Source organism: Maridesulfovibrio zosterae DSM 11974 (genome assembly GCF_000425265.1).
Taxonomy (GTDB): domain Bacteria; phylum Desulfobacterota; class Desulfovibrionia; order Desulfovibrionales; family Desulfovibrionaceae; genus Maridesulfovibrio; species Maridesulfovibrio zosterae.
Genome location: NZ_AUDC01000002.1, coordinates 1 through 25,502, shown reverse-complemented (window position 1 = coordinate 25,502; position 25,502 = coordinate 1). Strand labels below are relative to the sequence as shown.

General features: G+C 42.0%; 19 protein-coding genes. 5 read left to right on the top strand and 14 right to left on the bottom strand.

Annotated features, from left to right (window positions below; all coding sequences use genetic code 11):
- Positions 1 to 108 precede the first annotated feature (108 nt).
- Positions 109 to 825: a phosphorylase family protein gene (locus H589_RS0100420; protein WP_027720197.1), complete on the top strand. Its 717-nt coding sequence runs from the start codon at positions 109 to 111 to the stop codon at positions 823 to 825.
- A gap of 154 nt (positions 826 to 979) precedes the next feature.
- On the opposite strand, the gene hpnH is transcribed toward H589_RS0100420, so the two are convergent.
- The 5 genes from hpnH to H589_RS0100395 all read right to left on the bottom strand — a co-directional run bounded on the left by hpnH (position 980) and on the right by H589_RS0100395 (position 7,766).
- Positions 980 to 1,993, bottom strand: coding sequence for an adenosyl-hopene transferase HpnH (gene hpnH, locus H589_RS0100415; RefSeq protein ID WP_027720196.1), 1,014 nt, complete (start codon positions 1,991 to 1,993; stop codon positions 980 to 982).
- A gap of 57 nt (positions 1,994 to 2,050) precedes the next feature.
- Positions 2,051 to 2,758, bottom strand: coding sequence for a tetratricopeptide repeat protein (locus H589_RS0100410; RefSeq protein WP_027720195.1), 708 nt, complete (start codon positions 2,756 to 2,758; stop codon positions 2,051 to 2,053).
- A complete protein-coding gene (locus H589_RS0100405; protein WP_027720194.1) occupies positions 2,758 to 3,540 on the bottom strand; it encodes a PhnD/SsuA/transferrin family substrate-binding protein in 783 nt (260 codons plus the stop codon). Before H589_RS0100405 ends, H589_RS0100410 begins: the two co-directional genes overlap by 1 nt.
- Positions 3,541 to 3,543: 3 nt before the next feature.
- Positions 3,544 to 6,237: an MMPL family transporter gene (locus H589_RS0100400; RefSeq protein ID WP_027720193.1), complete on the bottom strand. Its 2,694-nt coding sequence runs from the start codon at positions 6,235 to 6,237 to the stop codon at positions 3,544 to 3,546.
- A gap of 146 nt (positions 6,238 to 6,383) precedes the next feature.
- A complete protein-coding gene (locus H589_RS0100395; RefSeq protein WP_027720192.1) occupies positions 6,384 to 7,766 on the bottom strand; it encodes an aspartate aminotransferase family protein in 1,383 nt (460 codons plus the stop codon).
- A 212-nt stretch (positions 7,767 to 7,978) separates the two neighbouring features.
- Here H589_RS0100395 and ispH point away from each other — a divergent pair, with 212 nt between their 5' ends.
- Entirely contained in the window at positions 7,979 to 8,827 is an 849-nt protein-coding gene (gene ispH, locus H589_RS0100390) for a 4-hydroxy-3-methylbut-2-enyl diphosphate reductase (protein ID WP_027720191.1), read from the top strand.
- A gap of 124 nt (positions 8,828 to 8,951) precedes the next feature.
- Here ispH and H589_RS0100385 read toward each other — a convergent pair whose 3' ends face one another.
- The 5 genes from H589_RS0100385 to H589_RS0100365 all read right to left on the bottom strand — a co-directional run bounded on the left by H589_RS0100385 (position 8,952) and on the right by H589_RS0100365 (position 17,909).
- Complete coding sequence (locus H589_RS0100385) at positions 8,952 to 12,032, bottom strand: efflux RND transporter permease subunit (protein WP_027720190.1); 3,081 nt, start codon at positions 12,030 to 12,032, stop codon at positions 8,952 to 8,954.
- Entirely contained in the window at positions 12,029 to 13,108 is a 1,080-nt protein-coding gene (locus H589_RS0100380) for an efflux RND transporter periplasmic adaptor subunit (protein WP_027720189.1), read from the bottom strand. The genes H589_RS0100385 and H589_RS0100380 overlap by 4 nt, the downstream gene beginning before the upstream one ends.
- A gap of 4 nt (positions 13,109 to 13,112) precedes the next feature.
- The gene (locus tag H589_RS0100375; protein ID WP_027720188.1) at positions 13,113 to 13,787 is read right to left on the bottom strand and encodes a TetR/AcrR family transcriptional regulator; all 675 of its coding nucleotides are present in this window, start codon (positions 13,785 to 13,787) and stop codon (positions 13,113 to 13,115) included.
- Between the two features lie 292 nt (positions 13,788 to 14,079).
- Positions 14,080 to 16,242, bottom strand: a complete 2,163-nt coding sequence (locus tag H589_RS0100370) for a RelA/SpoT family protein (protein ID WP_027720187.1) — start codon at positions 16,240 to 16,242, stop codon at positions 14,080 to 14,082.
- A 2-nt stretch (positions 16,243 to 16,244) separates the two neighbouring features.
- Positions 16,245 to 17,909 carry a peptide-binding protein gene (locus H589_RS0100365; protein ID WP_027720186.1) on the bottom strand — a complete coding sequence of 555 codons (1,665 nt, stop codon included), beginning with the start codon at positions 17,907 to 17,909 and terminating at the stop codon, positions 16,245 to 16,247.
- Between the two features lie 238 nt (positions 17,910 to 18,147).
- Between H589_RS0100365 and H589_RS0100360 the strand changes: the two genes are divergently transcribed.
- The 3 genes from H589_RS0100360 to H589_RS0100345 all read left to right on the top strand — a co-directional run bounded on the left by H589_RS0100360 (position 18,148) and on the right by H589_RS0100345 (position 22,781).
- A complete protein-coding gene (locus H589_RS0100360) occupies positions 18,148 to 21,357 on the top strand; it encodes a DEAD/DEAH box helicase (RefSeq protein ID WP_027720185.1) in 3,210 nt (1,069 codons plus the stop codon).
- Between the two features lie 89 nt (positions 21,358 to 21,446).
- Positions 21,447 to 22,112 (top strand): PilZ domain-containing protein, encoded by a 666-nt coding sequence (locus H589_RS0100355; protein ID WP_027720184.1) that lies wholly within the window; start codon positions 21,447 to 21,449, stop codon positions 22,110 to 22,112.
- Between the two features lie 270 nt (positions 22,113 to 22,382).
- A complete protein-coding gene (locus H589_RS0100345) occupies positions 22,383 to 22,781 on the top strand; it encodes a tetratricopeptide repeat protein (protein WP_245576997.1) in 399 nt (132 codons plus the stop codon).
- 169 nt (positions 22,782 to 22,950) lie between these two features.
- Here the strand turns inward: H589_RS0100345 and H589_RS0100340 are convergent, their stop codons facing one another.
- The 4 genes from H589_RS0100340 to H589_RS20850 form a co-directional block, all read right to left on the bottom strand.
- Entirely contained in the window at positions 22,951 to 23,763 is an 813-nt protein-coding gene (locus tag H589_RS0100340) for an SPOR domain-containing protein (protein WP_027720181.1), read from the bottom strand.
- Between the two features lie 10 nt (positions 23,764 to 23,773).
- Positions 23,774 to 24,160 (bottom strand): DUF4280 domain-containing protein, encoded by a 387-nt coding sequence (locus tag H589_RS0100335; RefSeq protein WP_027720180.1) that lies wholly within the window; start codon positions 24,158 to 24,160, stop codon positions 23,774 to 23,776.
- A 2-nt stretch (positions 24,161 to 24,162) separates the two neighbouring features.
- Positions 24,163 to 24,819, bottom strand: coding sequence for a toxin-antitoxin system YwqK family antitoxin (locus H589_RS0100330; protein ID WP_027720179.1), 657 nt, complete (start codon positions 24,817 to 24,819; stop codon positions 24,163 to 24,165).
- 48 nt (positions 24,820 to 24,867) lie between these two features.
- On the bottom strand, positions 24,868 to 25,502 hold a 635-nt coding region (locus H589_RS20850), incomplete at its 5' end, for a bacteriophage T4 gp5 trimerisation domain-containing protein (protein ID WP_027720178.1).

The following is a 25,502-nucleotide window of genomic DNA, read 5'->3' as shown; positions in this document are numbered from 1 at the left end:
GAAATAGCAAAGTAGAAAGGGTAGACGCTTATTCAAGCGTTTCTACCCTTTTTTCATACAGGACTCTAAAATGTTTACCAGTAGGCATATCTGGTTTATCTTCAAGGCATGACAATAAAAAATATCGCCATAGTTGTGGCAATGGAACAGGAAGCCGATGCTGTCTGCCATGCTGGAAAGCAAGGTCAGCTTGCAGAATTTAAAACTCTTTCCGGTTCGCTGAAAAACGGTATCAAATATAAATGTATTATTTCAGGAATTGGAACTGAAAGAGCAGCCAAAGCATCACAATTAATGTGCGCTGAAAACCCCGATCTGATACTCAGTATTGGAGTGTCAGGTGGACTTGCTCCGGGACTTCAGGCCGGAACAATCGTGACAGCCACAACTATACATTCTGATATTGCGGACTATGCTCCATGGCATGAAAATGATGAAGATGCTAAAGGACGAAGTGAACTGCTTCCTACCTGTGGAGACATACAGTGTGGCCGTTTAATCACCGCTGAAAAACCAGTTCTAACTCCTGATGATAAAGTTTTAATGCATGACCGCACGGGAGCTTTGGCAGTTGACATGGAAAGCATTGCTGTAGCAAGGACTGCCCGTGCATCAAAAATTCCTTTTGCATGTATTCGTGCTGTCAGTGACGACTCAACCCGCAAAATACCAATTGAATCAATGTCAGGAGTTGATGAGACTGGAAAAACAAGCCTTAAGCCAATCCTGATAGCAATTCTCAAGCGCCCGACTCTGATTTTAGAATTGATCCCAATGGGAATGGATTATTCAAAAGCTTTAAAAGCGCTCAGCAATATTCTGTAAAACACTCTTAACTTCCAAATGAAAAGGCCTGCTGGATATTCCAACAGGCCTTATGCTTTTTAGCTTAAACCGGCTAAGAAGACTAAAAAAGAATCTCTCTTCTAGCACCTATCGCGGAATAATTTATCAACAGCGCAAAACGCATCAAATTCAATTAATCAACTTTTACACCCTTAAGTGCAAGCATTGCACCCTTGATGGGACGCTTTACTGAGTCGGCAACAGCTGTCGGTTCAAATCCACAATGCACCATGCAGTTGGCACAACGAGGATCATTGCCTACACCGAATTTATCCCATTCAGTCTCTTCCATAAGTTCTTTATAAGAAGAAACGAAACCATCTTCCAGCAGGTAGCAAGGACGCTGCCAGCCATGGACTGAACGGCAGGGATTACCCCATGGAGAGCATTTATAATCCTGATTACCGGCAAGAAAATCAAGATAAAAACTACTATGGCTAAAGTCCCACTTTTTGTTTTTACCGATCTTGAAAATTTCACGAAAAAGCTTCTGACTCTGCTGACGGGTCAGAAAGCTGTCCTGATCTTCAGCTGCTTCGTAACTGAATGCTGCAGAAAGTGTCATGCCATCTACATTAAGACTCATGAGAAAATCAAAAAATTCAGCGGCCTTCTCAGCAGTCTGTCCACCAAAAAGAGTTGTGTTTGTATTAACACGAAAGCCCTTGGATTTGAGCAGTTTAATTGCTCTCACTGCAGACTGGAAAACACCCTGCTTGCAGACAATACGGTCATGAACTTCTTCCTGCCCATCAAGGTGCAGATTGAAAGTCAGGTATGGGCTTGGTTTGAATTCGTTGATGCGTTCAGGAATAAGAATTCCGTTGGTGCACAGATATACAAATTTTTTACGCTTGGTCAGCTCTTTTACGATAGTTGGCATATCAGGATGCAGCAGCGGCTCGCCGCCGGGAATGGATACGATAGGAGCGCCGCATTCTTCAACAGCAGCAACGCACTCATCAACGGAAAGTCGCTGATTGAGAATATGTGCTGGCTGATTAACTTTACCGCAGCCCTTACAACGCAGGTTGCACTGAAAAAGAGGCTCAAGCATGAGCACCAACGGATAGTGTTTATTGCCTTTAATGGTCTGAGTAAGAATGTATTTACCGAGTCTAGCTATCTGAATTGCAGGAATTGCCAAGGTTCCAACCTCATTTCCGCCTAAATCGTAGCGGGTTTATTTTTAAATGATATATGCTTACTGGCAAACTTTGGGCAGCTTTGCATAGGTATCAATATTTAATATTTTCTCATCAAAACTTTTACTTTTTAAAGCCATCTTATATTGCACACAAGCTTGATCTTTTTCATCATCTTCAAGCAATGCAGCAGCATATCCAAGATGATTCAAAGCAAAATCAGGTGCAACTTTCACAGCCTTATCATAATATTTCAAAGCATTATCCATATTCCCTATACTTAGAGGGGGTGATGGAGCTTTGAGATAGAGCTCGCCGAGCATACGATCAGGCCCTGCGAAATCGACTTCCGGAGAAAGTCGTGACGCAAGGAGTGCTTCATGCTCCACTACAGGCACAAGGTCAAGTCCACGCATAGGAGCAAGCTGTGCCTCTTTAGCAACTAAATAAGCCAAAAGATAGTGTCCTATGCCTGATTGTGGATTTTTATCCAAATATTTTTTCATAGTCTGCTGAGACGTTTTTGCATAATCAGCAGATTTAACAGTGCCGCTTTCAAGAAGCCATGCCGAACAAGCCCCCGATTCCAGAATGTCTTTCCTTTCAGTACTGCCAGCAAGAACCTCTGCTTGAGACCGACTACACGGCTTCCAGAGCATCACTTCACCGGAATCATATTGCATAAGTGGCACACTATTATGACTTGCTGCTGAACATCCACAAATAGTAATGAATAAAAATGTAAGAAAAAGTCTGAACATAACCATTATTCCAAGCCTCCGTCAGCAGGATTAAACCCGTCAGTCTGAAGAAGCTTAAGCAGATCAGCCGCTGCAGGATCTTTTTTCATATCCAGCAAAACAGCCTGCAGTCTAAGAGCATCATCAGTTGTATCACCAAACCAGACAACAGGACTATTCGGCAACTTTGCAGACTCAAAAATAACTTTAGTATTGGCATATCGATTAGAGTCTTTAATAACTGAATATTGAGTAGCATCAAGACAAACACCTGCAATACGCCCTTTATTCACCTTACGAAGCATACGCAGAGCCGCATGAGTTCCTTCCAGAGGAAAATTTAATTTCTCATTATTGCCTGATAAAATTTTCCCGGCTTCCGGGGTATAAAGCATAGAGCCATAAACGGTTCCTTTGATTTCATTAACCGTAGCTGGACCGTCCTTAGGAATAATCAACCGCCAGACATCCTTATCCAGACCTTGCGGCATAGTAGATGCCACCGGATGCATCTTAAATTTTGCATCATAACTTTTAAAGAATGTCAGCCCGGTTATCCCCCATGCTGGTTTGTTCTTGTCGAGATATTTAAGAGCCTGATCCAGCTCGTTAAAATATACTCCACTAACCTCGCAACCAAGCTTTGCAGACAAATATTTCGCTAATGAATCCATTACAGGCTGCGCTTCAACAGTTGTACCAGGTTGCCCGGGCTGAATTATTACAAAATCATACCGCCCTTTAGCAGAAACAGATGTTGCCATGGACAGTGCAAAAACCAACAAAATGGAGAAAACTTTCTTAAACATTAATCATTTCCCCTTAATTTTTTCAATCAACATAAAAACAGCAGGCAAAACAACCATACACGCCACTAAACAGGTCGCCGATCCGGTCACCATAATCCCCCCCAGAGAAGCCAGACCACGATGGTGAGCTAGAAGCAATCCTCCAAAACCGATCATGGTAGTGCAAAAACTAAGCCCTACAGCAACGGGGGTGCTGGTATCATACAGACGTTCACCTTTGGACAGTTCTTTCCACCTAGCTTGAAAATGAACCCCACCGTCAACTCCGATGGCAATGAGAATCGGGATAGCAAAGAAATTTGCTAAATTAAAGCTTAGTCCGGTAAGCCCCATGACTTCCAACAACCAGAAAAGCCCCACAACAAGCGGAACAAGAGTTAGCAAAACATAACTGATGCTAAATGATGTAAAAAATAAAATAAGGGAAACAAGCCCAATTGTCAGTCCGGCAGCTTCAAGAAAAGTATCTCTCATGAGTCTAGATGACTCAAGCACTACAACAGGAACTCCGGTCACTTCAGGGTCGATCTTCCGTAGGTCAGCAACAAAACTGGTCAATTTTTCAAAATCCCAGACATTACCAACAGGCGAAATCTTAACCATAAAGCTGCCATCTTTGCCCACATAGAGTGAGCGTAAATGATCAGGAAGATCATCAGGAGAGACAGAATGAACAGACATAATCTCTTTAAGCCATTCGAACGAGACGGAAAGTTCTTTTACCAATCTAGATTGCAGGGAATTCAAATTAGTAACGCTTTCAGGATCTTTTTCTATAAGAGAAATGCATTCATCTGCCTTTTCAATAATCGCTGAAACCATTTGTAACTCAGACTTGGCTCCGGCAGAAAATAATTTCTCCTCAAGACCTTCAAGGGAGTCTATCAACTGCTCGAGAGAATCTTTCACTCTGGGTGCGGTAATATGAGAATCAGCAGGCTGTTTAAAATTAATACCGTCAAAAATATTAGATTCAGCATTTAAAATAGCAGCTTTTTTCTGCTGGTCTTCCGGCAGAAAATCAAGAATAGAATCGACACGCCCAATAGACGAAACTTTTTTAAGCTTAGAAATCAAAGTCTTCAAACTTTTAAGATCAGGTCTGGTCATTACTGCAAACCATGTTGACTCGTCAGAGTCATTTATAAGTACGTGTTCGTACTCAACAGATTCAAGCCCCTTAGCCTGCAGTTCAAGCAAATTATAATTAAATCCTGCCTTTTTAAGTCCGGGATATGCGAGGATTGTTATGGCTGCAAAAACAAGCAGCACAGCGACCGGACTAGATATAATTTTTTCCATAAACGACATGGTGACCATGCGTGGCCGGGAAGAAGGAAACCAATTACGTCTTCCCGCTATAAGCATACAAGCGGGTAAAATAGTCAGCATGGAAATCAAACAGAAAATAATTCCCGTTCCTCCCACCAAACCAAGTTCAGCAAGCCCTACAAAGTCCTGACCTAATACAGCATAAAATGCACACACTGATGTGAGTGCGCCTAGCAGCACTCCCGGCCCGGTATGAATCAAAGAATCCTCAATGGCTTCATCAGGCGTCATGCCAGCACCGGTGGCTTCTACATAACGAAGAACAATATGAATACCGAAATCAACCCCGATACCGACCAGAACCAATGCAAACACAATGGAAAGTAGATTAAGCCTTCCAAGAGTGACCAAGGTAAACCCAAAAGTCCACGACATTGCACAAAAAAGAGATCCCATTACCAGTATGGGCCTCAGCCAGCCATGCAGAATGATCATAAACAGCAAGCCCACGATTACTATTGAAATGATCGCAGCAATTCTCATATCCTGATCAGTAGTATGCATTTCGTCGGCGGAAAGAACAGGCCGGCCAGTCAGACCTGCATCTACTTCAGGAAAATCCAATCGGGTTTCATCAAGGGATGCTCTCACAAATTTGAGTGATGGACCGATCACATCCATTTGCCCAAAATCTTTTTTGGGCAAAATTCGCATTATCAAAAGCTTGCCGTTGCGGGTAAAGAAATAATTCGTTCCGGCTTTATCAAGCTCTAAAACAGGAGCATCTATAGTCTCTAGATCAGCGCCTTTTTTAAGCTGGACTCCCATCTCACCTATCAAAGAATTGAGTGCTCCCATCACAGGCGCAAACATTTCTGGATTTGCCGCCCCTCCAACGCTATCTTTACCGCTTATTAAATTGGAACTCATGCTCAAAAAATTAGACAGACCAGGATTATCAAACCACTTTCTACCCAAAGGACCAAACTCATGAGCAAGACCGACAAAGTCCTTAATCTGATCAGGAGTGGCAAACATCAGCACTCCCGGGCCCATACCTTTGGCGGTCATGGCATAATGAACTTCCTTTACTAGCTTTGGTCTTGATTCAAGTTTCGCAGCAAGCGAAGTAGCAAATTTTGCAGCTTTATCTTTTCCTTCTTCAGTGCCGCCGGTCTTGATGACGACAAACATGTATTCCTGATCACCAAAATTTTTAATTTGCTCAATGTTGCGTTTCTGAAAAGGCAATTCATGAGAAATCAAGTTATCCTGATCACTATCAAGTTTGAGCCACAGCGCTGATGATACGGCACTCACAGTCGCCAGCAAAATGCCACAAATAATAATCGCAACAGGAGCTCTGCGGACCATATTCAAAATGAGACGAATAAAATATATCTGAAGATTGTTAAATATATTCACTTAAGTTATGCCTGAAACCAGATAGTAAGACAGGACTTTTCTAAAAATACAAAAACAAAAGCAAAGAAGGCAAACCATAGTCCAGTCTGCCTTCTATAAAAATCAATCTAATGCGAGTAGATTTTTACCCACTGCGAGAATAGCGACTAAGATGTTTTTGCTGTTCGCACTCCCAGATCTTTCACCGTCTTCCATGCAGATCCGGTTATTTTATGCGCTTCCTTAAGTGCACTATCCATAGCAGTCAGAAATTTATCAACATCATCTTCATTAATCATGAGAGGAGGAAGAATCTTAACCGTATCAAGTCCATGACCGGCAACCTGACTCAAAATATTATGCTTCTCAAGCAACGGCATAGTAATCATCTGACAGAAAAGATCCACATTCATTTTATGAAGCAGTTTCCAGCTTGCCTTTAGGGCCATAGATTTGGGCTCACCAAACTGCATACCAATGATTAAGCCCTTCCCGCGAATCTCGGTAAGCATTTCATACTTTTCGGAAAGTTTTTCTAATCCGGCAATTATGAGTTCGCCCATCTTCGCTGAATTTTCAACAAGATTTTCCTGTTCGAGAATCTCAAACGTAGCAAGACCGGCAGCCATTGCCAGATCATTTTGACCGAAAGTATTGGAGTGAGCAAAGCAGCGTTCCATTGAGTCAAAAATCTTTCCATGAATCTCACGGGTAGTTATGACTGCTCCAACAGGAATAAATCCGCCGGAAAGAGCTTTTGAAATAACCAGAAGATCAGGTTTAACACCCCAATGATCTACCGCAAACATCTTACCTGTACGCCCTAAACCGCACTGAACTTCATCAGCGATCATGAGTACGCCGTAACGGTCACAGAGATCCCGGACACCTTGCAAATAATCATCATCAGGGACAAAGACACCTTTGCCCTGAACTGTTTCAAAGATGAAAGATCCCACGTCACCGGCGCGAAAAACATCTTCAAGGGCCTTTAAGTCATTAAACGGAACAGGAACGCAATCAGGCAAAAGCGGAGTGTTTCTATCCCGAAATTCCTTATTTGCATTAACAGAAAGAGACCCTAGCGTCAGTCCGTGAAAAGCGTGGTGACAATGCACAACTTTATGCTTACCACTTGCCTGTCTGGCAAATTTAAGAGCGCCTTCAACACCCTCAGTTCCAGAGTTTGTAAAAAAGACTGCGTCCAGATCACCCGGAGCAAGCTCAGCAAGTTTTTCAGCCAGCATACCTGAAAGTACGCCAAGATCCATCTGAACCAGACTTGCTGTTTTTGCGTCAATTACTTCATGTAAAACCTGAGCCACATGAGGATGATTACGTCCAATGTTATAAACCCCAAAGCCGGAAAGAAAATCCAAAACTTTAACGCCCTTGGAATCGGTCAGGTAAGCGCCTTCAGCTGAAACATAATTTCGATCATAGCCGATAACTTCCAGAACACGCACAAACTGAGGGTTTACATATTTACGGTGAAGTTTATAAGCTTCTGTAATTCTTTCTTTATATTGTTTCAAAATCTTAGAACTCATTTCTATAAGGCTCCAAATATAAATTATTATTTTTTATTATAAACTGAAAATTTTTCCGGAAAATACTCTGCTTCCCTTGCGCGGTCAATGGCTTGCCTATTTTTTTAGGCGCCGCGGCGCATTGCCAAAACAGAAGATGAACTGTAACTAAATTCAAATTGACAAAACAACAATACGGTATCAGGCCGTATCTATAATAAGGAGGCCCAATAATGGTTGAAGTCATCAGAGCAGAAACAGCCGGTTTCTGCATGGGTGTGGATCTCGCCCTTAATAAACTTGATTCCCTCATAGAAAAAAATGAGCATGGTAAAATATATATTCTCGGTCCAATTATTCACAATCCACAAGTGCTCGAAGATTATGAGAAACAAGGAGTAATAACAGCTGAATCCCCTGATCAGGTTCCTGAAAACGCATATGTAGTAATCAGAGCCCACGGTGTTCCGCAAAATGTTGAAGAAGAGCTGCGTACACGAGGTGTTTGTGTAATTGATGCTACATGCCCAAAGGTAAAAAAAGCACAGCTGCTGATAAAAAAGAATACTGAAGATGACCGTATTCTGCTTCTTTACGGGGAAGACAGTCATCCAGAGGTAAAAGGATTGCTCAGCTATGCTCCCTCCGGCACTCATCTTTTTGATTCTATTGAAGAACTTAAAAACATCAAACTTGACCCAAGCAAGAAATATTGCCTTGCAGCGCAAACAACTCAGGACCGTAATGTTTACGAGGTAAGCATTAAATATCTTGAAAGCAAGGGACTTGACTTTGTGACATTAAATACCATTTGTGATGCAACCCGCCAACGTCAGGATGAAGCAATTACCCTGTCCAGTGAAGTTGATTATATGATTGTTGTTGGCGGACGCATAAGCGGAAATACCCGCCGTCTTGTTCAGGTTGTAGAAACTGCCGGAACAAAATGTACACATGTTGAAGTTGCTGACGAACTCCCACTCGAAACCCTTAAGGATATTAAAAAAATAGGCCTTACGGCCGGGGCATCAACACCAAAACGTCTTGTGGACGGTATTCAGCATATTCTGGAAAATATATAAATATTATAACACAGCTAAACATAATATTTGTACATCAGCATAATATTAGAAATGGGTAGATACCGAACTTCGAGTCAGTATCTACCCATTTTTAATTTTCAATGGATAGGAAGAATAAGCAGCTCTAGTCTTTACCAAGCTCTATCACTGCCTGATTCCACTCATAACTTTTAAAACTCTGCTTAAAGAAGATTGAATAAAGTACAGGACAAAGTATTAAAGTCAGTACTGTTGCAAACATAAGCCCTGACATAATGCAGTTAGCCATGGGCCGCCACATTTCACCACCCTGCAAAGACAACGGCACCATACCTATAATGGTCGTAGTTGCGGTCATGATAATCGGCCGTGCCCTTTCAAGTGACGCAAGAACGATTGAATCATCAAGACCTATACCTTTCTTACGCTGTATTTCTATCCTATCAATAAGCATAATCGCATTATTCACAATAATCCCAAGCAGACTGATCATTCCAAGCATGGGCATAAAACCAAATGGGGAATTAGTAAGAATCATACCAGGCGTAATACCGCACATCATGGGCGGCAAAGTTAATAAAATGATTAACGGCCGTCTGAAAGAGTTGAACTGAAAAATCAGAACAAGAACAAGCAATCCCATAGCCAGTGGCATGTTGGCATTAATAGCTTCCTGACTTTCAACACTTTTTTCAAACTCACCACCGTAGGCCACAGAGTACCCAATGGGCCACTGCGGCGAATCCATCATTTTATTAATCTCAGGACGTACTTTGTTAAGTGTCTGTATAGCAAAATAACCGCTGAACAGATCAGCTTTAACGGTCATCGTTCTTGTCTGATCACGACGCCTGATATCAGACGGCTGCCAGACTAGCTTTGACGCTGCAATCCTGTTTAGAGGAACACTCTTCGCATTCTGATAAGAATATACATTAATGCTTTCAAGTTTATCCAGCCTGTTACGGAAAGACTCTTCACTTCGCAGTAAAATCGGAATATTGGTATCCCCTTCACGATAAGTTGAAGCCTGATAACCACTCATGCCCGATTGCAGAGATGCTGCAACATCAAAACTGGAAAGTCCTGCCTGACGGGCTTTATCCTGATCAACATCCACCACCATTTTTTTTGTCCACTGCCCCCAGTCATCCCATACACGGGCTACGCCTTGAGTCTTATCGAGAACAGCCACAATTTTATCGCGAATCTGATAAAGCGTTTTCTGGTCAGGACCTGAAATACGAATCTGAACAGGTGCCCCGACAGGTGGACCGTTCATTAGCTTTTTAAGACTGAAATCAGCATCGGGAAACTTAGTCTTGATTTCTTCACGCGTGCGGGAAATTATCCCGTCTACACCAGTAATACTTTTGGTATTAACAACGATAGTGGCAAGGTTATCGTTTCGCTGTTCGAGGTTAAGCGGTAGATACCAGCGTGGTCCACCATGCCCGACAAATGTTCCAACACTGGCAACTTCTTCATCAGCAAGTAAAAATTTTTCAAGTTTTGCTGTTTCTTCAGCTGTAGTAGTAATGTCAGACCCGAAAGGCTGCCAGAAATCAATAGTAAACTGGGCTCTTTCATTGGGGGGGAAAAACATCTTTGGTACATATTTGAATCCCCAGAAAGCAACAATACAACCAGCCATAACAAAGGCGAGAAAAAGTGTACGATGTTTGAGACAAAACAAAAGCATGGACCGATACCCACGATACACACGACTGGAGAAAGTCTGAACCATTACTTTGGGCTTAAGAACGTAATAGCAAAGCATGGGAACCATACTCATAGAAAGTCCCCAGGAACAAAGCAAAGTCAAGCTGACAACAATAAACAGTGAAAAACAATACTCTCCGGTAGCATTCTCGGCCATAGGTATCGGAAGAAATGCAAAAACTGTTGTTAAAGACGCGGCAAGAAGCGGCATCCAAAGTTCAGAGACTGAATTTACAACAGCTTTCATCCTATCTTCACCAGCGGCCAGCCGCACCAGAATTGCCTCAGAAACAACAACACCATTATCAACCAGAATTCCAAGAGCAATGATAAGTGACGCGATTGAAATTCGCTGCATCCCAACATCAAAAAGCGGCATGAGCCCTATACAGCCGAGCATTGCCATAGGTACTAGCGAACCTGCCACAAGCCCTGTTTTAAACCCGGCAAAGACAAGAATAACTATTACAACGAAAACAAATGATTCAAGAAGGTTGAGCATAAAATCAGAAATTGCTGTATCAACGTAGTCAGGCTGATACACAACTATATTATACTCCATGCCATGATAGAGATTTTTCGACAGCTCATTCAGCTTTGCTGTAACCTTCTCTCCGACCTTCATTATGTTATTGCCGTCTGCCATTGATATCGCCAGCATAATGGCCGGCTCTCCATTATAACGAGCCATAACTCCGGGAGGATCAGCAAAACCGCGAGTAATTTTGGTTACGTCCGAAAGTTTAAGTGAAGAACGTTTCCCTTCAATTCGCATCGAAAGATTACCGATATCATCTACAGATTTAAATTCACCTGTAGGCTCAATAGATATCCTTTCCGGACCAACCTTTGCAGAACCACTTGGGCGGATAGAGTTCTGGTGATCAATCATCTGCCCAAGGGCAAAAGGACTTATTCCGGCTGCTGCCATGCGAGAATTTGAAAAATCGACAAAAACACGCTCATCTTGCAACCCCCAACGCTCAACTTTACCTACACTGGGAATTTTAAGCAATTCATCACGTGTATAATCCGCAACATCCTTGAGTTCACGATAGGAAAAACCATCACCGGTGAGGGCAATCAAAATACCGTAGACATCACCGAATTCATCATTAATCACAGGAGTCATGGCTTCAGGAGGCAAAGTAGGCTGAGCATCAGCGACTTTATTACGCAACTTCTGCCAGATTGGTTCCATATTTTTTAGATTATCTTGAAATTCCACTTCAATAATGGAAAGGCCTGTCATAGATTGTGATTTGACGTTCTTAATAACATCAATCTCTCTAATCTTTTCCTCAAGCTTATCAGTGACTAATTCCTCTACCCTTTGAGGAGAAGCGCCGGGAAAAACAGTACTCACCACAGCCGTGCGGATAATAAAGTCCGGGTCCTCGGCTTTTGGTATATTGATAAAAGTCATTATACCGCCGAGCGCGATCAGCAGGAATATAGCGATAGAAGTACGGTTGTTTTCAATACACCATCTGGCAAGATTCACGAGAGACCTCCCATCTGACGAACCTGCATACCATCTTTAAGAGAATGCACACCGCGGATAACGACGATTTCACCGGATTTAAGTCCTTTAATAACCTGAACGCCACGTTTTGAAAGTGAACCAACCTCAACTTCACGGCTGCGGACAATTGAACCATTATCAACTACCCAAACATGCTTGCTACCATCAGGATTACCTACAACAGCAGACGGAGCGACAAAAACACTGCTGTTTGCTGAACGACCGGAAAACTGCACATTCCCGGACATCCCGCTGCGTATCAGCTGCTTAGAATTATCCAGATAAACTTTAACAGGAAATGAAGCACCGCTATTTGTCCCGATACCAATCTCCATAATCACGCCATCCATAACCACGTCTGGTAAAGCATCAAAAGTAACATGAACCTTTTCACCTTCTGAAACAGAAGAAATAATGGTATCCGGAAGAGAAATATACATTTTCATCTGCTTTCCAGCATTAAAAGCAACAACAGGCTGACCGGACTGGACATTCTGGTGAACATTTACATGAACAGCTCCGACCCAACCGTCAAATGGAGCTTTAAGAATAGTATAACGTACTTTTTTACGGGCAATATCAAGCATTTTATCTGAGGCGTTAAGCTGAGCTTGAAAAGATTTAAAATCAGCGTCAGCCTGATCCAGTTCAGACTTAGATACAACTTTACGTTTATAAAGTTGTTTTATTCGTTCAACATCAGCTTTTGCACGGATAAAGTTTGCACGCACCTGCTCAAGATTAGATTCATTCTGACGGACTGTCAGTTCATAATCAGCAGGATCAAGCTTCGCAATTACCTCTCCTGCACGAAATTTTTTACCGATTTGATCCCCTGGAAAAGAAACTATCTTTCCACCAACTCTGAATGAGAGATCTGATTGCAGAGCATCCTCTGCCGTTCCAGAGAAAACCCACTGTCTGCTTGATGCGGAACTGCCTATCTGCATTGTTTTTACAGGGCGCAATACCTCCTGTTCAGATACAGGCTTCTCCTTACAACCAGTGAGAGCAAGAGCCAAAAGCAGCATTAATACCAATGTATATTTTTTCATTTAATCAGGACTCCTCACAGCCGACAAATGCGACTGCCCTTCTGCATAAAATTTCGGTAACTTCTTCAACACGTTCAGCTGTGTACCCATCCCAGCCGACCCGATCCATTAAGACTTTGGGATTAACAAACTTGAGAGCCATTCCAATTAGACAAGTACTGATAATCATGATCTCTTCCCGGGAAACTTTGCCATCCATAATAAATTCTAGAAGCTCCTCCATAGTTCCCATGGAATGAGAGAAAAACTCCTTATCAAGCAACTCATAATGCTCACTTGGAGCTACCAGTTCGCGATCTATAATAAGTGCCGCATACACAGTATCTTCAGTGCCAATCATTCCCAGTACAATTTTCCTGTAAAACCATGAGAAAATATCACACTTTGATATTTCCCCTTTTTTTAACCGGTTCATTTGAAACCGGACGGTATCAATATCTGGAAATACAAGATCCTTACGCTTTATTATATCTCGGAGTACGGCCTCATACAGCCCCATCTTCCCACCAAAATGATAACCGACAGTGGCAAGATTAACTTCAGCTACACTCGCTAAATTCCGCATGCTTACGCCGTTAAATCCATTTAATGCAAACAATTTGAGGCCAACTTGCACAAGTTTTTCGCGTGTTTCCTCTCCACGAGCCTTATTAGTTTTGCCTTTGGGGGTTACCGTCATCTATATTAACCTCATTTGATCTATTACTTTTAGAAAAATTAAAATTCTCATTTTCTTCACAGACAAGTAAACACTGTCAGAAAAGAAGTCAAACGTTTGTTTAAAAAAAATGTTTTAAACTATCATTTAAGCTACGACTTAATTTCTCATACCTAGAATCCATCGAATGCCCAATAATACAGATCACTATAGACTGGCGCCAACTCCCGATAAAAGCATGAAGACGAATCAGCTATAAAAAAAGTCCTGCTGAAAAAATCAACAGGACTTAAATCAAATATTTTATTTTAAACTAACTGACTCTTATTGCTTCAAAGACCCCGTCAATTACTTTAACTTTATTAAGTGAGCGATGAAGATGACCAAGATCCCGAACTTCCACAGTAAACTCAAGGACGGAGCTTCCATCTACATCTGATTTAAATGTGCCGGAATCAATATTCACGTCCATATCGGTAAGCACAGTACTTATTTCAGCGAGCATTCCTTTATGATTCTTACATCTGATTCTAATTTGAGTCGGATGCGATTCTTCTTCCTGTCCTCCAGACCATGAAACACTGAGCAGCCTTTCTTCTTCAAGACTCTTAATATTTGGACAGGTAGAAGCATGGATTACAACCCCGCGCCCACGACTGATATACCCGATAATAGGTTCACCGGGGAGAGGGGTACAACAACCTGCAAATCTGACCAAAACATTATCAACACCTTCAATGTCAATAGAGTTTGCAGCGCCCTTATTCTTATCCTCTTCATCCTCATGATGATGCTGCTTCGGCTCTTCCTCAATGCCTTCAATCTCGTTGATAACAGCATACAAGCGGTGCAGCACTTTCTTAGGAGTAATTCTTGAGTAGCCGATATTTGAAAGCAGATCGTCCACACTCCCCATGGAGAACTCATCGGCCAGCATGACAAAATAACCGTCTTTCATGGCCTTGGGTACATTCAGATTCATCCGGCGACCTTCTTTCTCAAGCATTTCCTTCGCCAGATTGATTGAACTGGTCCTCTCTTCTGTACGGATATAGTGCTTAATACGGGTACGCGCTTTCGCAGTTTTGACAAACTTAAGCCAGTCCCTGCTGGGCTTGCGGTTCTTATCGGTGAAAACTTCAATTGTATCACCATTTTTAAGAGAGGTTGTCAGAGGAACCAGACGTCCGTTAACCTTGGCTCCGGTACAGTGGTTACCTACCTCAGTATGAATTGAGTAAGCGAAATCAACAGGAGTGGCTCCGTCAGGGAGTTCTTTGATCTCTCCTGCAGGGGTAAATACATAGACCTCCTCATTAAAAAGATCGAATCGCAACGAAGCCATAAATTCACGAGGGTCTTCAAGTTCACGCTGCCAGTCCATGATCTGGCGCAGCCATGAAAAACGTTCTGCATCCCTGTTCTGTTTTGACTCACTAAGCCCTGTCTCCTTATACTGCCAGTGAGCTGCAACCCCGTATTCCGCAACCTGCTGCATTTCGTCAGTACGTATCTGAATCTCAATACGCTCACCTTCAGGGCCAATAACAGTTGTATGCAGACTCTGATACATATTGGCTTTAGGAATGGAAATATAATCCTTGAAACGTCCTGATACCGGCATCCACATGGAATGGACTAAACCGAGCACCGCATAACAATCCTTTACAGAGTCAACTATGACTCTGAAGGCAATAATATCATGTACTTCATCAAGATTAAGCCCCTGACGCTGCATCTTTTTATGAATGCTGTATTTGTGCTTTGTACGACCGTAGATATTTCCTTTAAGCTCATTGTCTTTGAGGATACCGGTCAGCAGATCAATAACTTTATCCACATATTCTTTGCCCAAAGTATGCTGACGCTCAAGCCCGTCTGTAATAGCATTATATTTATCCGGCTGAAGATAAAACAGACAAAGATCTTCAAGGTCACGCTTGACCATGTACAGCCCCAGCCTGTTAGCAAGCGGGGAATATATATCAAGAGTCTCCTGAGCAATCAGCAACTGCTTGAAATTCTTTTGATAACCGAGAGTACGCATGTTATGCAGGCGGTCAGCAAGCTTAACCATCAGCACGCGAATATCTTCAGCCATTGCAAGAATCATTTTGCGGATATTCTCAGCTTTTGCGATGGCCTTGGATTCAAAATCCATCATGCTGATCTTGGTTACTCCATCAACAATATCAGCAACCTCTTCACCAAAGAGGTCCGCAATTTCGTCAATAGTAGTGTCAGTATCCTCCACGGTATCATGCAGCAGACCAGCCGCAACAGTAGGCTCATCAAGACGCATGTCAGCTAAAACTTTAGCAACATGCAGCGGATGTGAAAGATATGGTTCACCTGAAAGACGAACCTGACCTTCATGGGCCCGGGCTGAAAATACATAAGCCCGCTGGATCAGAGCCAGATCAGGATCATCAATATAAGAACTGACAGCGTCAGTAATTTCGTTAATTCGTATCATAATTATTGCTGTAAGCTAGGCTTCTTCTGTAATGATGCTGGAATCCACCAGCTATTTGCATTGTACCCGAGTCCCGCAGGCTCGACTTTCAAACCTCTAATTCTACTACTGTAGATAGGTAAGGCCATCGGCACATAGAGAAAACAGTATGGCTGTTCTTCTTGCAGAATTTCCTGGACACGGTCATAAATTCTCTTCCGTTCTTCCTGCTTCAAAGTGGTACGCCCTTTTTCAAGTAATTCATCAAGTTCTGCATTCTTATACTTTATAAAGTTAAGTCCACCGGGGACTGCATTGGAAGAATGCCATGCTGAATATATATCAGGGTCCTGAAGGATGTTCCAACCAAGTATAGTGGCATCAAAACGACCTTTATCGATAAACTCCTTGATAAAAGCTGCCCACTCTACTGTCCTTATCTTCACATCAATTCCGATCCCCTTAAGACGATTCTGAATAATTGTTGCCGCCTTAATACGCAAGGAATTTCCCTGATTTGTTATAATTGTAAAAGAAAAAGGTTCACCGTCACGGTCAATAATTCCGTCACCGTCAGAATCGGTCCATCCGGCCGCTTTCAATAGCTCTCTGGCTTTCTCCGGCTTAAAACCAAACGGTTTTAACTTATCATTATAAACCCATGTTCCCGGCTTATAAGGTCCAAGAGCAGGATATCCGAGCCCCAGCAAAACACCTTTAACTATCTCGTTTTTATCTACAGCATAGTTAATGGCCTGCCTTACCCGCTTATCCTTAAAAAATTTACTTTCCATATTAAAAGCAAGATATGCATACGAAAACGAAAGATACTTGAATTTCTGAAAATCTTTTTCCCAATTAACACCTTTAGTCTGAAATAAATATTGTTGAGGTGTTAATCCCATACTGTCAAGATTTCCGCTTTTGAGTTCCATAAATTGTGTAGAAAGATCAGGAATAATCCTGTAGACAATCTCATCAATGTAAGGACGACCTTCGAAATAATCATCATTGGCTTCAAGAATCACCCTACGCCCGGGAATCCACTCTTTGAGCTTATAAGGTCCAGCTCCAACAGGAGCACGTCTGTATTTTGTAGTATTAAGATCTTCATTTTCTAAAATGTGTTTAGGAAGAATATCCATGGCCCAAGTTATCAGTGATCTGGCAAAAACTTTATCGTATCGGACTTCAAAGCTGTATTTCCCTGTCACTTTAAAATCTTTGACATTTTTAAAATCTCCAGAGTAAGCTGTAGGGGTTGCCGGATCGATCATAAGCTTATAAGTAAATTCAACATCTTCAGCAGTAAGCGGTTCACCGTCAGACCATCTGATATTTTCGCGAATTTTAAATTTAAAAAGCTTACCGCCATCCAGCACCTCAAAAGATTCTGCAGCATCAGGAACAAGTTCGATATCTTTGTTATATTTAAGAAGTGAAACAAATAGTTTACTTGCAACAGTATGGCTTGCAGAATCAGATGAAAGAGCCGGAATCAGACACATGGGCTCACCGATTGAAGGCTCAGTCATCCTACCGCCGTTTACAGGTTTTGAACCATATTTTTCGGCCGAGACTGAAGCAGTGTTAGAAGCCTTACTGGTCTTTGGAGCCGTATCCTGACTACAAGCAGATAGAATAGCAATACAGCCTATAAATATTAAGATAATCGCTGATCGATTCATATTTTCCCTGTTTTTTTGAATAAAAATCTTCCATAAAGCCAACTACATTGATAATGTACTCACTATGGACTAATGTTAAAGAAAAGCCAAGTAATGCACGCGGACAGATTGACCGCGCAACTTTTTTACTTTACGGATTCACCGTAATACATTTGAATTTGAATAATTTCCATTATAACAACATTAATTTATATATAACTACTTACTACTAAGGTGCAGTTCGGGGGAACGTGTAAGTATGTCACAAAACGAAGAAGCTGTAGTTAAATCAATTCTCAAATCATTTATTACAGGAACCGTACCGGAATACATTCTGGACAGCTCCCGATCTATTGTTGCAGCTGAAGGTGTGCAACGTCTTGATTTGAAGAAACGTGAAAGATACTGGGATGTAGATGCATCAATTCAAGGTGATGATTTTCAAAACTACTCCTCAGAATTAGGACTTAATCTGGCAGAAGAAAGCATAAACTTCTATTGCAACTGCCCGGAATCTTTTTCCGGCGTATGTAAGCATGTAGGAGCAGTTGCGCTTAAACTTCTGCAAACTCTTGATTCTGAAGTTGAAAAGGCTGAAACACAGAAACTTGCTGACTGGCGTCAGAATTTTCGTTCATTCTTTTCCACAGAACTTGAACCGGAATCAGGCAAGCACTATATAATCTACCGTATGTTTCCAGAACCGGAAAGATTGCAGGTAGCTTTTTTCAGGGCCAGACAAAATAAATCCGGCCTTTCTCAAGTGCAAAATGAAATTGACCTTGAACAAATTATTGAAAAACCTGAATGGAGTGAAACCTCTCCTAACCTGCCATTAGTGGCCGAACAGATAGGACACTTTCTGGACTACAGAGGGCATCGGGTAGACATACCGGCAGGCCTTCATGCGTGGTTTTTCACCGCAATAAAAGATGAATACTACCTGTTTTTAAGAGATACCGATATTCCTATACGCATTGAAAGCAGGACTATGCAGCTCAAACTTTCTCCTGAACTTTCAGAAGAAGGTCTCCGCTTTGATATACTATTGTCTGATGAAGGAAAACCACCCTTCTCCATTATGGACGATGAAGAGGTTTTCTTTTACGGCAGACTGCCTCTTTGGGTATATTGGAAACAGGGCTTTTACCCGGTACAAACAACTCTTGCCCCTAAATTGGTGCAGGAGATGCACATACAGGATCCAATTATCCCTCCGGCAGATATTCCAGAATTTCTTGATCGGGTGTGGACACAGATACCTGTTTCCGACCTGCATGATCACGAAGAATTTCTTGAAAAAATGCAACCGTTCTTTGTTCCAGCATCTTTCAATCCGAAGCTGTACTTGAATGAAGAAGGCTCACTGCTGACAATCAGAATCGATAATATCTACGAGACTGAACACGGCGAAATACCAATGGGTGATCCTAATCCAGACCTGCAGACAGGAAGCTATAGGGAAGGTGAAAAATCATACCTTGTACGCCGCGCACAGGATGAAGAGGCTCAGCTTTTCTCTGAGCTACGCGATATGGGATTTCAGCCACGTAACAACTCCATCTGGTTCATGGAACAGGAAGCAGCTATCACCTTCCTGCTTGATTTTTATCCTCAGCTTGTTGAGGCCTACAGAATCTATGGCGAAAAGAATCTGACCCGTTATAAAGTCAGACTGACTTCTCCGCAGATTATCGCTGAAGTTGAGACCGATGATGATAATAAATGGTTTAATCTCGATATTAATGTTGAGTATGATGACCAGCGTGTTCCCATTGAGAAAATATGGGAGGCATGGAGTCAAGGCAAACGCTATGTTCAGCTCAAAGACGGTTCATATACAAGTCTGCCAGAGTCATGGCTAAAGAAACTCAGTCACAAGCTTAAAGCGCTTGGATATGACCCTGAGCAACCTCCTAGACAGCAATACGAACAGTACGAGACACCCGTTCTGGATAAAATTATTGAAGACTTGCCGGATGCTAAAACTGATGAGCACTTTGTAAAGCTCAGAGAAAAAATCCACAACTTCGATGAAATTAAGATGATTGATCAGCCTAGAGGGCTGGATGCGACTTTACGTCCTTATCAGGTACAGGGACTTAGTTACCTCAATTTCCTGCGAGACTATCGCTTTGGTGGTATTCTGGCTGATGAAATGGGACTGGGTAAAACAATTCAGACCTTGTCTTTCATTCTGTCGCTGCACGAAAGGGGTATTACCGGACCTAACTTGATTATAGTGCCTACCTCAGTTCTTCCGAACTGGGAACGTGAGGCACAAAAGTTCTGCCCGCAACTTCCTTTGCTGACCATTTACGGTTCCAGACGTGAAGAATTATTTAAAAAAATAACCAGTTCTACAATTGTTATTACAACATATGCACTGCTGCGTCGTGATTTGGAAGAACTCCTGAAACATGAATATGTATCTGTGATTCTGGATGAGGCGCAGAATATCAAGAATCCTAATACCATCACTGCAAAGTCTGTACGTAAGCTGAAATCAGATATGAGACTATGTCTCTCCGGTACTCCCATCGAGAATAACCTTTTTGAACTATGGTCACTTTTTGAGTTCCTCATGCCCGGCTTCCTAAGCTCGCAGCATGCTTTTCAAAGAGGAATTGTCAAACCGATCAAAGATGGTGATGAGGAAACTTTAAATTACCTGCGTACAAGGGTTAAACCATTTATCCTGCGCCGCACCAAATCTGAGGTTGCTAAAGATCTGCCTCCCAAAATCGAAACAGTTCATTATTGCGAACTTATCGAAGAGCAGCGGGAACTTTATACAGCACTCGCTAAACGTCTTAAAGATCAAGTTCTTAGAGATGTTGACGAGAAAGGTATGGCCAAAAGCCAGATGTCTATCCTTGATGCACTTCTCAAGCTTAGACAGATCTGTTGTCATCCAAGACTACTCAAATTGGATATGCCGGGTTTATCAACCAATCTGCCATCCGGTAAATTTGATGCATTTAAAGACCTTATCTTTGATATTGTAGAAGGCGGCCATAAGGTGCTGGTATTCTCACAGTTCGTTCAGATGCTGCACGTCATCCGTTCCTGGCTGACCATTAAAGATATTCCTTTCACCTATCTTGACGGATCCAGTAAAGACCGTTTCGAACAGGTGGACAAATTCAATGACAGCCCGGATATTCCCATCTTCCTTATTTCTCTTAAGGCTGGAGGAACCGGACTTAATCTTACTTCGGCAGACTATGTTATTCACTACGATCCTTGGTGGAACCCTGCTGTTGAAAATCAGGCAACAGACCGAACTCACCGTATAGGTCAAAAACGTCAGGTTTTTGCATACAAGATGATCTGTCAGAACACTGTTGAGGAAAAGATACTCAAGCTTCAGGAAATGAAGAAGAGCGTTGCTGATGCAATTATTCCCGGGCAGTCAGCACTCAAATCACTTACTCGTGATGATCTTGAAATGTTGTTTGAAATTTAACAACTGCGTAACAAGACTATAACTTTTATCTCATACCTTTGCCCGGAATCTCATTTCGAGATTCCGGCTTTTCAATTTCAGGAGGAAAAATGTCAGGCACTGACCTAATTCCGGTTATAGCTTTTACTGACAACAAATTGCCATTTCAAAATATTGATATCGCTGCCGATCTCGATATTAAATTCTGCACAAGTCTGGATCATTTTTTTGAGGAAATTCTAAGCGGAGATTTTTCAGGAGTGATTCTTGAAATGCGCAAAGTAATGCAAACTCCTGCCAATGATAGGAACAAAGTATTTTCACTTGCTGCAAATAAGCCTGTTATGCGTATCAAAATAAAAGCAGGAAAAGTTGGTTTTATCGATGATTTGGCCGAATTCAAAACAAACTGCATAGAAAAAAAGAAAGGACAGATAAGACGGTTTGACCGCGCAAACGTCAATATACAAGTAAAATTGAGTCATGAATATGATCATGCAATGGCTCAACCTATTTCCGCAACAATAATCAATATTTCAGAATCAGGGTGTTTTTTTAGAACTGAAACAGATTTTTCAAATCAAAAATTCATTAACATTAAATTTGATACACTAGAGGATAAGCTGCCTGTATATGCTGCTATTCGCTGGAAAACGACACCTAAGAATAATTTCATTGGCTATGGAGTTCAATTTGTGAGCATAAAAGAAAATCAAAAACATGATATTTTAGAAAAATATATTAACCCACAATTGGCAGCAGATAATTTAGTTTAGTAAATTGAAAGTATCATCCCCTTCATTATCATTATGGTGAGGGGGATTTTTTTAAGCTGTCTAAAATAGATATCACTACCAACAGTGTTAAGATTTTGCCCAATTTTTAATATAGAGATTCGCTGCCCGCGATAAGAATAAACAGCATAGACAGTAGTTCCAAGGCTATGCAATAATATCTGCATCATGGTAAAGATGCACTTACATATCAAAATCATACTCAACATATTTGCTATCTACACTCTGCTGGGAATTTCCGGCTGCGCTCTCATGTTTGACTCAATTGATCAAGCCCGCGCGTACAATCAGAAAGCCCAGTATAACAGCGCCATAAAAAGCCTGGACCACTTCATTGATTCTGATGCAAATGAATATGAAAAAGCGTCGGCATTTCTTCTTAGAGGCAAGACATATATAAATCTGAAAGAATATCGATATGCATACAGAGATCTACAGGTAGCCTGGAAATTATCCTGTCATATTTATCAAAACGAAAATAATTCCACCCCAACAGAAATGAACGACTATGATCCAGCCAAAGCATGCATAGAACAAATCCCTATACTAATTGATAACCTGAAACCATTTATAAGTGAATTTGGTGCTATCATGTCTACTCAAGAGGCTTCAGCATTAGTTAAAATTATTTTTCCCGAAATATCCAGATAACGGAGCTCCTGCATATTAGAAAATTCACTGTACAAATATAATTTCAAAATCGATAGTTGGTAGGATCACCTTGTTTAAATAATTACTTAGCTTTCATATTGTAAAAATACACCTATGACTCAATTAGAGACATATTTAAATATACTGCTACAGTATTTATAAATACAAACTAGCTCTCATTCATGGACTCCTTCCCCCCCATACGTCCCTCAAATATCCCTTTATCAATAGGATAAACAATACATTCCCCATTTACCTTCCCTTTAAATGCGGCACATGCCTCTTTTGCTTTAGCTTTATCGGGAAAAGTTCCAAGAATAACTGCATACCATAGCCTGCTTTTCTTATCATAAAGAGGAACCACACTTGCCTTTATTCCCTCATTTTTCAGTTTGGCAACCTCAGTTCCAGCGGATCGCTGGGTGAGAAATGACCCAACCTGCGCCAGCCAAAGTGGAATTCCTGCTTTTCCCGGAACAAGAGCCGCTTTATCAATCGGCACAATTGAGGCTGCTATTTTACCCTGCTGTTGAAGACGTTTTGCCTCGGCACTGGCTGTTGCCATATCTGTAAAATTTCCAGTCCACACAACATAGACTGGCGGAGATTTTTCCTGAATATGTACTTCCGCTTTAAATCCCAGTCCGGCTACTCGTGCAGCCTCTTTTTCTGCAGAATTCAGGCTGAGATATGATCCAACCTGCAAGGTCAATACATTAGAATTTGTTACTGAGGAACCGTTTGTTGCGACGGTGTTACTGGTCTTTCTTCTTGGATAGACAATGGCAGGCAATGCTGTGGAGTTGACTATGTACTGTGGTGGTGATGCAACCTGCCCCTTCACTTGAGATTTAGTTGCATTCGAAGCAGACCCCATATTTTCGGATATAAGCATTCCTGCAAACAAAACAGCTCCGAGCAGAGATAAAATAAACCCTGTTATGGCTACATAAAGAAGAACTTTCATTTTGGTCTTAACCATAATATTTCCTCTATGGAACGGTTGTAGTAAACTGTCCGGCACTGACGATTGATATACTACCCGCCCACATACACATAAGGGTTGAACTGTTATTCAAAGCAGGCATTTTCCCGAGTAGAACCGTTGGCGAACCGGTAATCCACGGAGCAACGAGACTCGGGATGCAGGGCATCGGAGTCAGTACGCCTAAGGCCGCAGCCGTGGCGGAAGCAACTGTGGGATTGGCCAGCGAAGTACACATAGCAAATCCCGGCACATTCACCATAGGAATATAATCCATGATATTTGCCGCCGGAGTAGAACACATAACTCTGTTCATAGGCATGACCACCAAGGAGCATGGCGCGACTCCGAATGAACACTGGAGCATAGCCCCTGAAACAACCAGTTGTGACATGCCTACTTGCCCCCGAAGATTGCCTGATGCCAGGATTTCTTCTTGGTCGAAAGTTCGTCAATAAGCTTTTGTGACAGAACGTTTCCTTTCTCGTACTGTACTTGCCTTTCCAGTTCTCCGGATTCCGAAAAAGTTAAAGACTCGCCATGTTTCAACCCTTCTACCCAATGTGTTTTTTCACGTATTGTACCGGAAGAAAAAAGTTGTTCAGCTGATCCATGCAACATTCCATTCTGATAGTTCAACCGTTGCATCAGTTCACCCTGCTCCCCGTAAACAAGTGATTCTCCTTCTTGCTTTCCATGCAGAAGGGTCGTTTTCGCCGCCAACTGTCCATTAGGATGCCATACCTGCATGATACCATTTGGCTCGTTATTTACATAGTTCATAAGAATATGAGGCCGCTGGTGTTCAAAAGTACGAAGTTCGCCATTGAGCTTTCCATTTTGCATATTCGAAACCTGCACAAGATGCCCATCCTCATCAAACCGCCGCACTTCTCCTTCTACTACGCCATGTTGATATTCCATCTGTTGCACTATACGCCCCTCGGAATTGAACATATGTCCTGTCCCGTGCGGCTTGCCATCTTTCAAAGGAACCCTGAACAGGATATTTCCCTGATCGTCACGCTGTACGTAATCATTATCCTCATTCATACTGCGCTCCCTGCACGAAGCTGCATAATTTCGAATCATATCAATTCACTAATTTATACTGACCATACCGCCTTTAACTGTCAGTGCACCTCCTCCGTCAACCTCGCCCGAAGCATCTCCTTTAACTGAAAAACTGAGCCCTTGTACTGTGATGGATGTAGAGGCCTTATGTGTTGCGCTCATACCGGCTTCAGTATTCAGGTCCTGCCCCCCTTTCACCGTCACATTCTGCCCTGCTTTTATGGTAACATTGCCGTCAGATGAGATGGTGATGTCGCCAGTTACTTTCAAGGTCATGGCTCCCTTAACAGTGAGATTGTAGTCACCATCAACAGTTGCTGTGTAGTCAGCTTTGTTGGTTCGCGTTTCAGCATCTTCCACCGTAACACTGCGTGTACCTTTTACATGATGGGTTTCAGTTCCTTTCTGGATGTCCAGAGAACGGTTGCCCTTTTCCAGCGTCAGGGTATCGTCAGCTTTTTTGATGGTAGTAGTACGTTCGTTTTCAATGGTAGTATTCATATCCTTTTGCGCATGAATGAACACTTCCTCCTCACCGGCCTTATCCTCAAAACGCAGCTCATTAGAACCTTGCGCATCCTTGCTGGAATTGGTTTTAATAACTGTACGTGTGGCGTTATCCGGTAGAGTGTAAGGTACAGTCTGGTTTGCATTATAAACCG